15 protein-coding genes are annotated in these 14,874 nt (G+C 61.6%); 10 read left to right on the top strand and 5 right to left on the bottom strand.

From position 1 onward, the window contains the following. The first annotated feature begins 128 nt into the window (after window positions 1-128). The 3 genes from ettA (at window position 129) to J3B00_RS06095 (ending at window position 4,045) form a co-directional block, all read left to right on the top strand. The gene (ettA, locus tag J3B00_RS06085; protein ID WP_209865502.1) at window positions 129-1,796 is read left to right on the top strand and encodes an energy-dependent translational throttle protein EttA; all 1,668 of its coding nucleotides are present in this window, start codon (window positions 129-131) and stop codon (window positions 1,794-1,796) included. 229 nt (window positions 1,797-2,025) lie between these two features. Beyond that, the gene (gdhA, locus tag J3B00_RS06090; protein WP_209865505.1) at window positions 2,026-3,366 is read left to right on the top strand and encodes an NADP-specific glutamate dehydrogenase; all 1,341 of its coding nucleotides are present in this window, start codon (window positions 2,026-2,028) and stop codon (window positions 3,364-3,366) included. Window positions 3,367-3,541: 175 nt separating this feature from the next. Then, window positions 3,542-4,045: a hypothetical protein gene (locus J3B00_RS06095; protein WP_209865508.1), complete on the top strand. Its 504-nt coding sequence runs from the start codon at window positions 3,542-3,544 to the stop codon at window positions 4,043-4,045. A 426-nt stretch (window positions 4,046-4,471) separates the two neighbouring features. On the opposite strand, the gene J3B00_RS06100 is transcribed toward J3B00_RS06095, so the two are convergent. Continuing rightward, window positions 4,472-6,325: a DUF4105 domain-containing protein gene (locus J3B00_RS06100; RefSeq protein WP_209865511.1), complete on the bottom strand. Its 1,854-nt coding sequence runs from the start codon at window positions 6,323-6,325 to the stop codon at window positions 4,472-4,474. Window positions 6,326-6,401: 76 nt separating this feature from the next. Beyond that, window positions 6,402-6,890: a DUF3015 domain-containing protein gene (locus J3B00_RS06105; protein ID WP_209865514.1), complete on the bottom strand. Its 489-nt coding sequence runs from the start codon at window positions 6,888-6,890 to the stop codon at window positions 6,402-6,404. Between the two features lie 255 nt (window positions 6,891-7,145). Between J3B00_RS06105 and J3B00_RS06110 the strand changes: the two genes are divergently transcribed. The 5 genes from J3B00_RS06110 (at window position 7,146) to J3B00_RS06130 (ending at window position 11,861) form a co-directional block, all read left to right on the top strand. Beyond that, on the top strand, window positions 7,146-9,584 hold the full coding sequence (locus J3B00_RS06110; RefSeq protein WP_209865517.1) for an ATP-binding protein: 2,439 nt from the start codon (window positions 7,146-7,148) through the stop codon (window positions 9,582-9,584). Window positions 9,585-9,747: 163 nt separating this feature from the next. Next, window positions 9,748-10,086 (top strand): hypothetical protein, encoded by a 339-nt coding sequence (locus J3B00_RS06115; protein WP_119145868.1) that lies wholly within the window; start codon window positions 9,748-9,750, stop codon window positions 10,084-10,086. A 140-nt stretch (window positions 10,087-10,226) separates the two neighbouring features. Further along, window positions 10,227-10,715: a TIGR00645 family protein gene (locus J3B00_RS06120; RefSeq protein ID WP_119145866.1), complete on the top strand. Its 489-nt coding sequence runs from the start codon at window positions 10,227-10,229 to the stop codon at window positions 10,713-10,715. Between the two features lie 136 nt (window positions 10,716-10,851). Further along, the gene (locus J3B00_RS06125; RefSeq protein WP_209865520.1) at window positions 10,852-11,157 is read left to right on the top strand and encodes a DUF6482 family protein; all 306 of its coding nucleotides are present in this window, start codon (window positions 10,852-10,854) and stop codon (window positions 11,155-11,157) included. 86 nt (window positions 11,158-11,243) lie between these two features. Next, on the top strand, window positions 11,244-11,861 hold the full coding sequence (locus J3B00_RS06130; RefSeq protein ID WP_209865523.1) for an FKBP-type peptidyl-prolyl cis-trans isomerase: 618 nt from the start codon (window positions 11,244-11,246) through the stop codon (window positions 11,859-11,861). Window positions 11,862-12,025: 164 nt separating this feature from the next. On the opposite strand, the gene J3B00_RS06135 is transcribed toward J3B00_RS06130, so the two are convergent. The 3 genes from J3B00_RS06135 to J3B00_RS06145 all read right to left on the bottom strand — a co-directional run bounded on the left by J3B00_RS06135 (window position 12,026) and on the right by J3B00_RS06145 (window position 13,910). Further along, entirely contained in the window at window positions 12,026-12,277 is a 252-nt protein-coding gene (locus J3B00_RS06135) for a hypothetical protein (protein ID WP_209865527.1), read from the bottom strand. A gap of 158 nt (window positions 12,278-12,435) precedes the next feature. Then, a complete protein-coding gene (locus J3B00_RS06140) occupies window positions 12,436-12,777 on the bottom strand; it encodes a zinc ribbon domain-containing protein YjdM (RefSeq protein ID WP_209865530.1) in 342 nt (113 codons plus the stop codon). A gap of 164 nt (window positions 12,778-12,941) precedes the next feature. Continuing rightward, complete coding sequence (locus J3B00_RS06145) at window positions 12,942-13,910, bottom strand: polyprenyl synthetase family protein (protein WP_209865533.1); 969 nt, start codon at window positions 13,908-13,910, stop codon at window positions 12,942-12,944. A 245-nt stretch (window positions 13,911-14,155) separates the two neighbouring features. Between J3B00_RS06145 and rplU the strand changes: the two genes are divergently transcribed. Next, window positions 14,156-14,470, top strand: a complete 315-nt coding sequence (gene rplU, locus J3B00_RS06150; protein WP_209865536.1) for a 50S ribosomal protein L21 — start codon at window positions 14,156-14,158, stop codon at window positions 14,468-14,470. Between the two features lie 38 nt (window positions 14,471-14,508). Continuing rightward, window positions 14,509-14,766, top strand: coding sequence for a 50S ribosomal protein L27 (gene rpmA / locus J3B00_RS06155; protein WP_101316402.1), 258 nt, complete (start codon window positions 14,509-14,511; stop codon window positions 14,764-14,766). Window positions 14,767-14,874 lie beyond the last annotated feature (108 nt).

The following is a 14,874-nucleotide window of genomic DNA, read 5'->3' on the forward strand; positions in this document are numbered from 1 at the left end:
GGCCATCTGTATAACGCCCCGACTTGGCGTAGAATGGTCGACTTTGTTCAACACCCCGTAAACACATCCCCCTGGCACCAGTCAGGTCGTACGTCGATGTCTTTACCTATCTATTAGAGGGCTTGGTTTTGGCTCAATACGTCTACACCATGCATCGGCTGAGCAAGGTCGTGCCGCCGAAGCGGGAAATCCTGAAGAACATTTCCCTGTCGTTCTTCCCAGGCGCCAAAATCGGCGTGCTCGGCCTCAACGGTTCGGGCAAGTCGACCTTGCTGAAAATCATGGCCGGCGTCGACAAAGAGTTCGACGGCGAAGCCCGGCCGATGCCCGAGCTCAATGTCGGCTACCTGCCGCAGGAGCCGCAGCTCGATCCAAGCAAGACCGTGCGTGAAGTGGTCGAGGAAGCGGTCAGCGTGATCAAGGACGCCCAGGCCCGCCTGGACGAGGTCTACGCCGCCTACGCCGAGCCGGATGCCGACTTCGACAAACTGGCCGCCGAACAGGCCAAGCTCGAGTCGATCCTGCAGGCTGCCGACGGGCATAACCTCGAGCGCCAACTGGAAGTTGCCGCCGATGCCCTGCGTCTGCCGGCCTGGGATGCCAAGGTCGAGCACCTGTCCGGTGGCGAGAAGCGCCGCGTGGCCCTGTGCCGCCTGCTGCTGTCCGCACCTGACATGCTCCTGCTCGACGAACCGACCAACCACCTGGATGCGGATTCGGTGGCGTGGCTGGAGCGCTTCCTGCACGACTTCCCGGGCACCGTGGTAGCGATTACCCACGACCGTTACTTCCTCGACAACGTGGCCGGCTGGATCCTCGAGCTGGACCGCGGCGCCGGTATCCCGTACGAAGGCAACTACTCGGGTTGGCTGGAAGCCAAGTCTGATCGTCTGGCGCAAGAGTCCAAGCAGCAGAGCGCCCACGAGAAGGCCATGAAGGAAGAGCTGGAGTGGGTGCGCAAAGGCGCCAAAGCCCGCCAGTCGAAATCCAAGGCACGTCTGGCCCGCTTCGAAGAAATGCAGTCGCAGGAATTCCAGAAGCGCAGCGAAACCAACGAGATCTACATCCCGGCCGGTCCGCGCCTGGGCGACAAGGTCATCGAGTTCAAGAACGTCAGCAAGAGCTACGGCGACCGCGTGCTGATCGAGAACCTCTCGTTCGCCATGCCCAAGGGCGCCATCGTCGGCGTGATCGGCGGTAACGGTGCCGGTAAGTCGACCCTGTTCCGCATGCTGATGGGCAAGGAGCAACCGGATTCGGGCAGCATCGAAATCGGGGAAACCGTGCAGTTGGCCTGCGTCGACCAGAGCCGTGAAGACCTCGATGGCAGCAAGTCGGTGTTCCAGCAGATTTCCGACGGTTCCGACCAGATCCGTATCGGCAACTACGAAATCCCGGCGCGCACCTACGTCGGTCGCTTCAACTTCAAGGGCGGCGACCAGCAGAAGTTCGTCAAGGACCTCTCCGGTGGTGAGCGTGGCCGTCTGCACCTGGCGCTGACCCTGAAGGAGGGTGGCAACGTCCTGCTGCTCGACGAACCGTCCAACGACCTCGACGTCGAAACCCTGCGTTCGCTGGAGGAAGCCCTGCTGGACTTCCCGGGCGCCGCGATCGTGATTTCTCACGATAGGTGGTTCCTGGACCGTGTGGCCACCCACATCCTGGCCTACGAAGACGACTCCAACGTGCTGTTCTTCGAGGGTAACTACACCGAGTACGAAGCCGATCGCAAGAAGCGCCTCGGCGATGCTGCTGCCCAACCGCACCGGGTACGGCACAAGAAGCTGGCGCAGTGATACGCCACTAGCTGCACAACAATGGGGCCCTTCGCGGCCCCATTTTTGTGCCTGTGATCAGGCAGTTGTGGCTTCTTCGCGGGGAAAAGAACGGTTCAAGTTGTATACATTTATATAAAACGCACCAAATAATTTCAAAAAAACGACATTCTGCCCTGTTCCAGTGCGAGTGCTTCTTGATAGAGTCGAAAAAAACCAATAAGTCCAACTCTCTCTTGGTGAGCTGTCTATGTTCGAATCTGTCGACGATTTCCTCGCGCGTCTTAAGCAACGCGACCCAGTCCAACCAGAATTCCACCAGGCGGTGGAAGAGGTCCTGCGCAGTCTGTGGCCGTTCCTCGAAGCCAACCCTCATTACCTGCAAGCCGGTATTCTGGAGCGCATCGTCGAGCCGGAACGCGCCGTCCTGTTCCGCGTCTCTTGGGTCGATGACCAGGGCAAGGTGCAGGTCAACCGCGGCTACCGGATTCAGATGAACAGCGCCATCGGCCCGTACAAGGGCGGCTTGCGTTTCCATCGTTCGGTGAACCTCAGCGTGCTGAAGTTCCTCGCCTTCGAACAGACCTTCAAGAACTCCCTGACCTCGCTGCCCATGGGCGGCGGCAAGGGCGGTTCGGACTTCGATCCGAAGGGCAAGAGCGACGCTGAAGTCATGCGTTTCTGCCAGGCGTTCATGAGCGAGCTGTACCGCCACATCGGTGCCGACGTCGACGTCCCGGCTGGTGACATTGGCGTGGGCGCGCGCGAGATCGGCTTCATGTTCGGCCAGTACAAGCGCCTGGCCAACCAGTTCACCTCGGTGCTGACCGGCAAGGGCATGAACTACGGCGGCAGCTTGATTCGTCCGGAAGCCACCGGCTACGGCTGCGTGTACTTCGCTGAAGAGATGCTCAAGCGCAAGGGCCTGCGCATCGACGGTCGCCGCGTGGCGATCTCCGGCTCCGGCAACGTTGCCCAGTATGCGGCGCGCAAGGTCATGGACCTGGGCGGCAAGGTCATCTCGCTGTCCGACTCCGAAGGCACGTTGTTCTGCGAAGCCGGCCTGAACGATGCGCAGTGGGATGCGTTGATGGAGCTGAAGAACGTCAAGCGCGGTCGCATCAGCGAGTTGGCCGAGCAGTTTGGCCTGGAGTTCCGCAAGGGCCAGACCCCATGGACCCTGGCCTGCGACATCGCCCTGCCATGCGCGACGCAAAACGAGCTGAACGCTGAAGACGCCCACGTCCTGTTGCGCAATGGCTGCTTGTGCGTGGCCGAAGGCGCCAACATGCCGACCACCCTCGAGGCTGTGGATATCTTCATTGACGCGGGCATCCTCTACGCGCCGGGCAAGGCCTCCAACGCCGGTGGCGTTGCGGTCAGTGGTCTGGAGATGTCGCAGAACGCCATGCGCCTGCTGTGGACGGCCGGTGAAGTAGACAGCAAGCTGCACAACATCATGCAGTCGATCCACCATGCCTGCGTGCACTACGGTGAAGAAGCCGACGGCAGCGTCAACTACGTCAAGGGCGCGAACATCGCCGGCTTCGTCAAGGTTGCCGATGCCATGCTGGCGCAAGGCGTGGTTTAACGCGCGGGGTTGAGCCGGTTGGGGCTGCTCTGCAGCCCATTCGCGGCACTCGCCCCCGGAGGTCAGCCCAGCCTTTGTGGTGGATGGCACCGGCTCTGCCGGTTTCGCGGGTCAAGCCCGCTCCTACAGTTACAGCGCTGATCTTGAAAACGGCGCTATCCCTGTAGGAGCGGGCTTGCCCCGCGAAGAGGCCAGCCCAGCCATCGTGGTGGATGGCACCGGCTCTGCCGGTTTCGCGGGTCAAGCCCGCGCCTACAGTTGCAGTGCTGATCCTGAAAACGGCGCTATCCCTGTAGGAGCGGGCTTGCCCCGCGAAGAGGCCAGCCCAGCCATTGTGATGGATGGCACCGGCTTTGCCGGTTTCGCGGGTCAAGCCCGCTACAGGTACAGCGCTGATCCTGAAAATGGCGCTATCCCTGTAGGAGCGGGCTTGCCCCGCGAAGAGGCCAGCCCAGCCTTTGTGGTGGATGGCACCGGCTTTGCCGGTTTCGCGGGTCAAGCCCGCTCCTACAGGTACAGCGCTGATCTTGAAAACGGCGCTATCCCTGTAGGAGCGGGCTTGTCCCGCGAAGAGGCCAGCCCAGCCATCGTGGTGGATGGCACCGGCTCTGCCGGTTTCGCGGGTCAAGCCCGCTCCTACAGGTACAGCGCTGATCCTGAAACGGCGCTATCCCTGTAGGAGCGGGCTTGTCCCGCGAAGAGGCCAGCCCAGCCATCGTGGTGGATGGCACCGGCTCTGCCGGTTTCGCGGGTCAAGCCCGCTCCTACAGGTACAGCGCTGATCCTGAAAATGGCGCTATCCCTGTAGGAGCGGGCTTGCCCCGCGAAGAGGCCAGCCCAGCCTTTGTGGTGGATGGCACCGGCTTTGCCGGTTTCGCGGGTCAAGCCCGCTCCTACAGGTACAGCGCTGATCCTGAAAACGGCGCTATCCCTGTAGGAGCGGGCTTGCCCCGCGAAGAGGCCAGCCCAGCCATCGTGGTGGATGGCACCGGCTCTGCCGGTTTCGCGGGTCAAGCCCGCTCCTACAGTTACAGCGCTGATCCTGAAAACGGCGCTATCCCTGTAGGAGCGGGCTTGCCCCGCGAAGAGGCCAGCCCAGGCACGCTCAATAGTGATACCACTTCAACTCCAGCATCACTTCATTCTGCGCCGTCGCCAGATGGCTGAACTCGCGCTTGGCACTTAACCGCAAGCCCAGGTCCTGGCTGATCTCCCACTGCTGATTCAGGCTGACGCTGCGCCGTACCTCGCCATTGGTGAAGTAGTCGCCCTTGGCCTCCAGGGTCATGTTGCCCAATCCATTGCGCCACAACAGCCCGCCATTGAAGCCCGCCGCTGGCGCGACGAACTGGGCGAAGTCATTGTGATGTTCGACCCGCACGGTGCCGAGGGCAAACCCGAGCAAGCCATCGGCCAACTGCCAGGTGCCGCCGGCGCCGCCGTTCACATGGCTCACCAGCACCTCGTCATCATGCTTGCCCGGCACCCGCTCGAGCCCGCCTGCAACTTGCCACGACAGTGGCTTGAGCAGGTCGTTACGCGGTGTCAGCGAGCGAATGGTCGCCAGGTCCAGGCGCTGCACCTGCCAATCGTTGCCTTCGTACTGGCGCAGTTTGAGCTGAAGGATTTCGATCTGCGCCCCCAGCGGGAAACCATAGGCGTTGTCGTTGAGGTCGTGATAGGCCATGCGCAGGCCGTACTCGGCATAGGCGCGGTCGTCACGGGTGCCGACCCCGAGTTGCCAGGTACGCGACTGATGGCCGTTTTCCGGCAGCCCTGGGCGTTCGATCTCCAGCGGCGGCGGCGGATTGCGGTTGATCGCCCGGAGCAGCTCGAAACTGCGCTTGGCCTGCGCCGGGTCGCGCACCTGGCCGTTGGCGCGGTAGCGCTCCAGGCGGTAGGCGGCGTCCTGCACCAAGGCTTGGCGTGGGGCGGGCAGGGCGCCGAAATCGGCGCTCTGCAGGTGTCCGGTGTCGGCACTGAGAGCCAGCACCTGTTGTTTTTCCTGATGGTCCAGGGCGTCGGCGCGGGCGAGCAACTCGCGCTCGCGGGAGGGGCGGTAGCGCACACCCGAGACCAGCCCCGATTGTTTGACCGCCTTCACCGTGTCGGTGGGGATCGCGGTCAGCGGAAACTGCGACGTCAGGTCCAGGCCTGGCCGCGCCACCTGCAGCAACTCGAGCAGGCGGTAGGAGCAGTTTTCGTCAAAGAAGAAGTAATCGAACTGGATCTGCTTGAGTTCCCAGACATGTTCGACCATGCGCCCGGTCTCCTGCGGGGTCAGGTCCAGCTGGTATTCCCACAGGTCGCGGTTTTCCAGACTGCGGTATTCGGAGAGTTTTTCCTGATAGGGCATCAGCGCGAACAGCCCCGGGTAGCCGCCCATCAGGCCTTTCCAGGCGTACAGAATGCTGTTGTCGCTGCCTTCGATGTAGGCGCCGAAATTGATCGCGTAGCTGAGCAGCGTGGTGTCGTCGTCGCGGGTCTTGGCCTGGTCGATGCGCAGCAGGGTGTGGCCGAACATCGACGACGGGCTGTTCAGGTAGGCCGCCGGAAAGATCAGCACCGCACTGTGCGGGTCGACCGATTGGTACCACTGGCGGTACTCCGGGCAGTCCGGTTGTGGCAGGTCAGTCAGTGCGAGCTGCTCACGCAGCCAGCGGGTGCGTGCCGGGAACACGCATTGGGCGTGTTTGTCGCCCAGGCTTGCTGGCGCATACAGCGCTTGCAGCGTGGCTGCCAACTCGCGGTCTGGGTGGTGACCGCCGTCTTCGGAGAGGAAGAAGTTGGTATCGTCGACATAGCTTCGCCAGCCGCCGAGCTTGCCGGTCTCGTAATGACCGAGGGCGATCCAGTAGGGCGTCGCCGCCAGCTGTTGCAGGCGTGCGGGGTCAACGTGGGGCGCAGCATGAAGCTGAGCGCTGACAAACAGCGCCAAAAGGGCAAGGCGTTTGAGCATGTCGGGCAACTACGTCTGGATGATGCCGATAGTGGAGTGCCAATCCCGCCCCGGGAGGGGGCGGGAAGGGCCGGACTCAAGCCTCGGTAGCGTACTTGGCCAGTTGCGGATCGCTCTTGAGCACCGCCAGGGTGTTGCTGTGCACGGTCTCGGCGGTGGCATCGGCGCTGTTGAAGATCTCACCGAAGTGCTGATGGGTGACCGCAGCAAAATGCGCGCGATCTTCAGGTGCTACGCCGAGGACCACGGCATAGGTGGTCAAGGCTTCGCCCTGGCCCTGCGCCATGTCTTCGGAAAGCTCGTTCATCATGCCGTTCATGGCGAACCAGGATTTGCCGCCGTAGGTCAGCGAAGCCTTGGTCGAGCAGCCGTTGGTGCCAGAGGTCATGCCGAATGTGGCGTTCCCAGAAGTGCCGTTGGTGGTGGATGCCAGGAAGTGAGCAGGAGTGCCACGCTGGCCTTCGAACAGCATGTTGCCCCAGCCGCAATTCGGTCCACCCGGCGCTTCGGCCATGGCATTGATCGAGATTGCGGTGAACAGAGTACCCAGAAGAATCCGTTTCATAGCTTTGTTCTCTTTCTCAGTAGACGTACCAAGGTTCAGGGTTCTGGCAACGCCGTTGCCAGGTCGGGAAAGCAAACACGCCTACCCGCGCAAGGTTGGAGTTTAGGCATGATCCAAAGGTTGCGTGGCTTATTGCGAAAAATTGCATAGGTAATCGCTGAAGGGTACTGCGACATAAAGTCCCGCAGAGCCTTGCAAGGCGTGCTCAGGGAGCGCAAGAATGCCTCCATCGCCCCGCCGAAGTAAGGAAACCCAATGCCCGATCCTGTCGCTGCGCGCCTGCGTCTTGCGCCTGAAGCCCTGACCCGGCGTTTTTCTCCTGAGCAGTTTGCCTTCTCTCATACCGACGATCTGGAGCCGTTTCGCGGTGTCCTGGGCCAGGAACGCGCTGTCGAGGCCCTGCAGTTCGGCGTGGCCATGCCGCGCCCTGGTTACAACGTCTACGTCATGGGCGAGCCGGGCACCGGCCGCTTTTCCTTCGTCAAGCGCTACCTCAAGGCCGAGGGCAAGCGTCAACAGACCCCGGCCGACTGGGTCTACGTCAACAATTTCGAAGACACCCGCGAACCGCGTGCACTGGAACTGCCTTCGGGTACCGCCAGTGCGTTCATCGCCGACATGGGCGGCCTGATCGATAACTTGCTGGCGACCTTCCCGGCGGTGTTCGAGCACCCGTCCTACCAGCAGAAGAAGGGCGCCATCGACCGCGCCTTCAACCAGCGCTATGACAAGGCCCTGGACATCATCGAGCGTGCCTCGCTGGAAAAGGACGTCGCCCTCTACCGCGATGCCAGCAACGTCGCCTTCACGCCGATGAGCGACGGCAAGGCGCTGGACGAGGCCGAGTTCGCCCAGTTGCCTGAAGAAGTTCGCGAGCAGTTCCATGAGGACATCTCCTTCCTCGAAGAACGCCTCAACGAAGAGCTCGCCAGCCTGCCGCAGTGGAAGCGCGAGTCGAACAACCAGTTGCGCCAGCTCAACGAAGAAACCATCACCCTGGCCCTGCAGCCGCTGTTGGCGCCGTTGTCGGAGAAGTACGCTGAAAACGCGGCGGTCTGCGCCTATTTGCAGTCCGTGCAGTTGAACCTGCTGCGCACCGTGGTCGAGCAACTGGTCGACGACAGCAAGACCGACGCCGTGGCGCGCAAGATGCTCGAAGAGCAGTACGCCCCGAGCCTGGTGGTCGGCCACCACAGCAGCGGCGGTGCGCCGGTGGTGTTCGAGCCGCACCCGACCTACGACAACCTGTTTGGCCGCATCGAATACAGCACCGACCAGGGCGCGCTGTACACCTCTTACCAGCAGATGCGCCCAGGTGCGCTACACCGCGCCAACGGCGGTTTCCTGATTCTTGAAGCCGAGAAGATGCTCGGTGAGCCGTTCGTCTGGGACGGCCTCAAACGCGCCTTGCAGTCGCGCAAGTTGAAGATGGAGTCGCCCCTGGGCGAACTGGGCCGCGTTGCGACAGTGAGCCTCACGCCGCAGATGATCCCGCTCAACGTCAAACTGGTGATCATCGGCTCGCGCCAACTGTACTACGCGTTGCAGGACCACGATTCGGACTTCCAGGAGATGTTCCGGGTGTTGGTCGACTTCGACGAAGACATGCCCATGCTCGACGAGAACCTGGAGCAGTTTGCCCAGTTGCTGCGTACCCGCACCAACGAAGAGGGCATGGCACCGCTGACCAGCGATGCGGTGGCGCGTCTGGCCACTTACAGTGCCCGTCTGGCCGAGAACCAGTCACGCCTGTCGGCGCGCATTGGTGACCTGTTCCAACTGGTCAGCGAAGCCGATTTCATCCGCCAGCTGGCCAGCGAAGAGATGACCGACGCCGGTCACATCGAGCGTGCGCTGAAGGCCAAGGCCACCCGTACCGGGCGGGTCTCGCAGCGGGTACTCGACGACATGCTCGCCGGGATCATCCTGATCGACACCGAGGGTGCGGCGATCGGCAAGTGCAACGGCCTGACCGTGCTTGAGGTGGGTGACTCGGCGTTCGGCATGCCGGCGCGGATCTCGGCCACGGTCTACCCGGGCGGCAGCGGCATCGTCGACATCGAGCGTGAGGTCAACCTCGGCCAGCCGATCCACTCCAAGGGGGTGATGATCCTCACCGGTTACCTCGGCAGCCGCTATGCCCAGGAATTCCCCCTGGCGATCTCTGCCAGCATCGCCCTGGAGCAGTCCTACGGTTACGTAGACGGTGATAGTGCATCGCTGGGCGAGGCCTGCACGCTGATTTCGGCGTTGTCGCGCACGCCACTCAAGCAGTGCTTTGCGATCACCGGTTCGATCAACCAGTTCGGCGAGGTGCAAGCGGTCGGGGGCGTCAACGAGAAGATCGAAGGCTTCTTCCGCCTGTGCGAGGCGCGTGGCCTGACCGGCGAGCAAGGGGTGATCATTCCCAAGGCCAACGTCGCCACGCTGATGCTCGATGAGCGCGTCCTGCAGGCAGTGGAGTCGGGTCAGTTCAACGTCTATGCAGTCAGCCAGGCTGATGAAGCGCTGAGCCTGCTGGTCGGCGCCGACGCCGGTACGCCGGATGAAAACGGTGAATTCCCGGAAGGCAGTGTCAATGCTCGGGTGGTAGAGCGCCTCAGTGAGATCGCCGAGATGATCAGCGAAGAAGACATCAAGGACGCCGAAAAGGAACGGCTCGAGGAAATGATCGCCCAAGCCAAACCGGCTTGAGTCAATAAATCGGCGCTAGCGGCCATGTGCTACCGTTCAGCGCCGGTTTTCCATCTTTTTCCGTTGATCCTCTATGCTGGAACTTATGGATCGCTACACCGTTCAGGATGGAAACAGCCTGCTGAATCGGGGCTGAACTGGGCTTTTCAGAGGGGACGCCGCCATGCGCAACCTCAGCCTCACCCGCCAGTGCCTGGGCCTGGTGACCCGCATCGAATGCAGCATCCGTCCGCTGGCTGGCGACAACGGCATGTGGACGCTACTGTTTGCCGCCGGCATGGCGGGCGAACAACCCTCGGCAATCAAGGCGCAGGGGCCATTCCATGGCCCTCTGGTGGCGGAATCGGTGCTCAATGCCATCGTTGACAGCCTGACCTTGCATGGTTATCAGGTGTCGGAAGATCCGCAGATCTGGTGCCTGCACCTGCAGGGCCAGTTGCGCAAGATCAATGGCGAACGCTGTCGCAACCTGGGGGATTATCAGTTCCACCCGGAAACCTGATTGGTCAATTGCGGACCCTGTGCGGTTCAGACACAAACTGTATCCATACCTCCGGCAACCCACCGCAGGCTTTTGCTGTCACAGGTGGCTGGCTATACTCGCCCTCGCTTTTCCGCTCACCTGACGAGTCTCTATCCTCCATGGAACGTATCCTCGAAAACGCGATGTACGCCTCGCGTTGGTTGCTTGCCCCTATCTACTTCGGCCTGTCCCTCGGCCTGCTGGCCCTGGCCTTGAAGTTCTTCCAGGAAGTTTTCCACGTCCTGCCCAACGTCTTCGCCCTCAGCGAGGCCGACCTGATCCTGGTCATCCTGTCGCTGATCGACATGTCGCTGGTCGGCGGCCTGCTGGTCATGGTGATGATCTCCGGCTATGAGAACTTCGTCTCGCAACTGGACATCGACGACAGCAAAGAAAAGCTCAGCTGGCTCGGCAAGATGGACTCCACTTCGCTGAAGATGAAAGTCGCCGCCTCTATCGTGGCGATTTCCTCGATCCATCTGCTGCGGGTGTTCATGGATGCCCAGAACATCTCCACCGATAAATTGATGTGGTACGTGATCATCCACATGACGTTTGTCATCTCGGCATTCGTGATGGGCTATCTGGACAAGCTGACCAAGCACTGACCGGCCCGCTCTACGCAGTACTCAACCGCCCGACCGTTGCGAAACGGACGGGCGGTTGTGCTTAAGCCTTGTACTTTTGTTGCGCCTGTACAAAAGATGAACAGTCACGCGTGGTTCCCACAGCGAGGTGCTCTTGATGAACCTGCATGAACTGAACGGTGAGGCCAGGGCGGGCCATGTCGATGAGGTCAACCTGATCGCCATCGAAGGCGGCGATTACCTGCTTGAGGCGCGCGTTCATGGGCGGCCGCATCCCTTGGCCGACAGCCGCGGCGAGCGCTTGCGGGTGCACTCGGTAGAGGATGCGCGGCAACTGCTGCAGCCGCTGCCCTTGCTGTCGATGAACCTGATTCATTGGTCTGTGCAGGATGAAATGTGCGGCATGGGCAATCACCCTGAAGAAGACCTGAAGATGCCGATTTCTTCGCGCTCGGCCTGGTAGCTGAACAGCTGCACCGCAGTGTGCTAGGCTGCTCGCCCTTTTGATCAAGGGCGCGGCTTCACTGCGCCCTGCAGCGGAGCAAGCCAATGTCCGAACTCAATCTGTCCACCGACGAAACGCGCGTCAGCTACGGCATCGGCCGTCAGCTGGGCGGCCAGCTGCGCGACAACCCGCCACCGGGCGTGAGCCTGGACGCCATCCTGCTTGGCCTGACCGACGCCTTCAACGGTGCCGAGAGCCGCGTCAGCGAGGCTGACCTGTCGGCCGCGTTCAAGACCATCCGCGACATCATGCAGGCCGAAGCAGCTGCCAAGGCTGAAGTCGCTGCTGCTGTTGGCCTGGAATTCCTGGCTGAAAACGCCAAGCGTGAAGGCATCACTACCCTGGCTTCGGGCCTGCAGTTCGAAGTGCTGACCGCGGGTGACGGCGCCAAGCCGACCGCTGAAGACAACGTGCGTACCCACTACCACGGCACCCTGATCGACGGCACTGTGTTCGACAGCTCCTACGAGCGTGGCCAGCCGGCTGAATTCCCGGTTGGTGGCGTGATCGCTGGCTGGACCGAAGCCCTGCAGCTGATGAATGCCGGTAGCAAATGGCGCCTGTACGTGCCGAGCGAGCTGGCCTACGGCGCCCAAGGCGTTGGTAGCATTCCGCCGCACAGCGTGCTGGTGTTCGACGTCGAGCTGCTCGACGTACTGTAAGACCGGCTGGGCGTAGACCTTGCTCTGCGTCCTCTGGAGCCTGGTCTGGCCTCTTCGCGGGGCAAGCCCGCTCCTACAGGTCCGGCGCTGAACGTCAGAGCAGCGCTATCCCTCTAGGAGCGGGCTTGACCCGCGAAGAGGACGCTGTTGATTCACCGCCAGGCTCAATTCCAGTCTGTCCCCCCAGCCCCAGGGCGCAACGCCCGCGCATAGCAGAACAGAAACAGATTGCGCACCAGCTCCTTGAGCACCACCGGTTCACTCGAATTCAGCCCGTTCAGGTCCAGGTCGCCCTGGTCACGCAGTTCATCCAGCGCCTCTTGTTCAAGCACGGCGCAGACTTCGCCCGTCTCGCGATGGAGAATTCTCAGGTAGGGGTGGGGACGGTCCAGCCAGGCGTCGATCAGATAAGTCATGGCTATTCTCCTTGGATAACAATTTCCAATGAGAATAATTCTTATTATCAAAATAGCAAGTGACTATTGGCGTTTTGTGGCGTTTTTTCGTGAACGGCCAGGCAATCCTGTTGCAGGATCTGTCGGAGCCACCCTGAGGGCAGCTCCGTGAACGCGGGTCAGACCTTGCGCACGAACTCGGACTTGAGCTTCATTGCGCCGATGCCGTCGATCTTGCAATCGATATCATGGTCGCCATCGCACAGGCGGATGTTCTTGACCTTGGTGCCGACCTTGACCACCAGTGACGAGCCCTTGACCTTGAGGTCCTTGATCACGGTAACGGTGTCGCCATCCTGCAGGACGTTGCCGACCGAGTCCTTTTTCACCACGTCATCGCTGGCGGCTTCGGCTTCGCCATTGGCCGACCACTCATGGGCGCACTCGGGGCAGATCAGCTGCGCGCCATCCTCGTAGGTGTATTCGGAGTTGCATTGGGGGCAGGGTGGCAAAGTGCTCACGGGGGTTCCTTAAACAGACGGACGGTAAAGGCCCATATTGTATAAGGTTTTGTCTGGCAGGTGTGTAGTGCGCGTGTCAACGCAATCGCGGGGCAAGTCCGCTCCCACGACCCCTTGAAGGCTGCGTGGGAGCGGGCTGGCCCCGCGATAGAGGTTGCGTGTAATCAGTGCGTACGAGCGACCGCGAATTCGCTCAACTCGACCAGCGCATCACGGTACTCGCTGGCTGGCAGCACCTCGAGGCAGGCAATGGCGCGAGCGACATAGTCGCGGGCCATCTGCGCGGTGTAGTCGAGCGCGCCGGATGCTTCCACCGCAGTGCGGATCTGCTCGAGGTCCTCGAGGCCGCCTTTCTGGATCGCCTTGCGCACCAGTGCGGCCTGCTCCGGGGTGCCTTCGCGCATGGTGTAGATCAGGGGCAGGGTCGGTTTGCCCTCGGCCAGATCGTCACCCACGTTCTTGCCCAGGGTCTGCGAATCACCCTTGTAGTCGAGCAGATCGTCGACCAGCTGGAACGCCACCCCGAGGTGGTCGCCAAAGGTGCGCAGGGCTTCGCGCTGGGCGTCGCTGGCTCCAGCCAGGGCAGCGGCGCTGTGGGTCGAGGCTTCGAACAGCATCGCGGTCTTGCCGCGGATGACTTCCATGTAGACCTCTTCAGTGGTGCTGGCGTCGCGCACTCGCGACAACTGCAGCACTTCACCCTCGGCGATGACCCGGGTGGCCTTGGAGAGGATCTGCATGACCGACATCGAGCCCAGCTCGACCATCATTTCAAACGAGCGCGAATAGAGGAAGTCGCCGACCAGCACGCTCGGTGCATTACCCCACAGCGCGTTGGCCGTGGAGCGGCCACGGCGCATGCCGGACATGTCGACCACGTCGTCGTGCAGCAGGGTGGCGGTGTGCAGGAACTCGATGGTCGCGGCCAGCAGGCGCAGGTCGTCGCCTTCGCGCCCCAGCGCCTTGCCGCAGAGCAGCACCAGCAGCGGGCGCAGGCGCTTGCCGCCGGCCGAAGTGATATAGTCGCCGATCTTCGATACCAGCGGCACGCGCGAGGTCAGCTGCTTCTTGATGATCTCGTCGACGGCGCTGAAATCATCAGCTACCGCGCGGTAGAAGGTTTGGGGTTGCATCGGCTGCTCCATTGGGGTTGCGCGGCATGCTAGGTCGCGGGTCCCGGTGTGTCAAGGCACGGTGCCTGTAGGTCGGGGGCAGTACTTGCAAGGCCATCCTGGGTTGCGTACAATCGCGCACCCTAACTTTCCTGGGCAGCACCTGCCTTACGCAATTGCGCCGGGCCGTTCCAGCCCTGTGCAGCCATGCCAGCCAATACTCATCATATAAAGAGCTGGGTGAGCAGGATTATCGGAGAAATACCATGTCTTACGCAGTAATCGTTACCGGCGGCAAGCAGTACAAAGTCGCTGAAGGTGAATACCTCAAGATCGAGAAACTGGAAATCGCCACTGGCGAATCCGTGACTTTCGATCGCGTCCTGCTGGTCGCCAACGGCGACGACGTCACCATCGGTGCTCCAGTTGTTGCTGGTGCCACTGTTGTCGCTGAAGTCATCTCGCAAGGCCGCCACGACAAGGTTCGCATCATCAAGTTCCGTCGTCGTAAGCACCACATGAAGCGTATGGGCCACCGCCAGTGGTTCACCGAGATCAAAATCACCGGCATCCAGGCTTAATTTCCTAGATCCCCGTAATTTATTTGGAGAATTGAACCATGGCTCACAAGAAGGCTGGTGGTAGTACTCGTAACGGTCGCGACTCAGAATCGAAACGCCTTGGCGTGAAGATGTATGGCGGCCAGGTCATCAAGGCCGGCAACATCATCGTGCGTCAGCGCGGCACCCAGTTCCACGCCGGTTACGGCGTTGGCATGGGCAAGGATCACACCCTGTTCGCCAAGATCGAAGGCGTGATCAAGTTCGAGAAGAAAGGCGAGTTCAACCGCCGTTACGTGAGCGTCGTCGCGGGCTAATCGCGCTGTCGCTGGAAAAGCCCCGTCATGCGACGGGGCTTTTTCGTTTGTGGTGAGCCTCTTGCAAAGCTGTTTGCCTGGGCTGCCGGCGTTGGTCTCTGCGTATCG

The organism is Pseudomonas sp. BP8 (genome assembly GCF_017875955.1).
Classification (GTDB): Bacteria; Pseudomonadota; Gammaproteobacteria; order Pseudomonadales; family Pseudomonadaceae; genus Aquipseudomonas.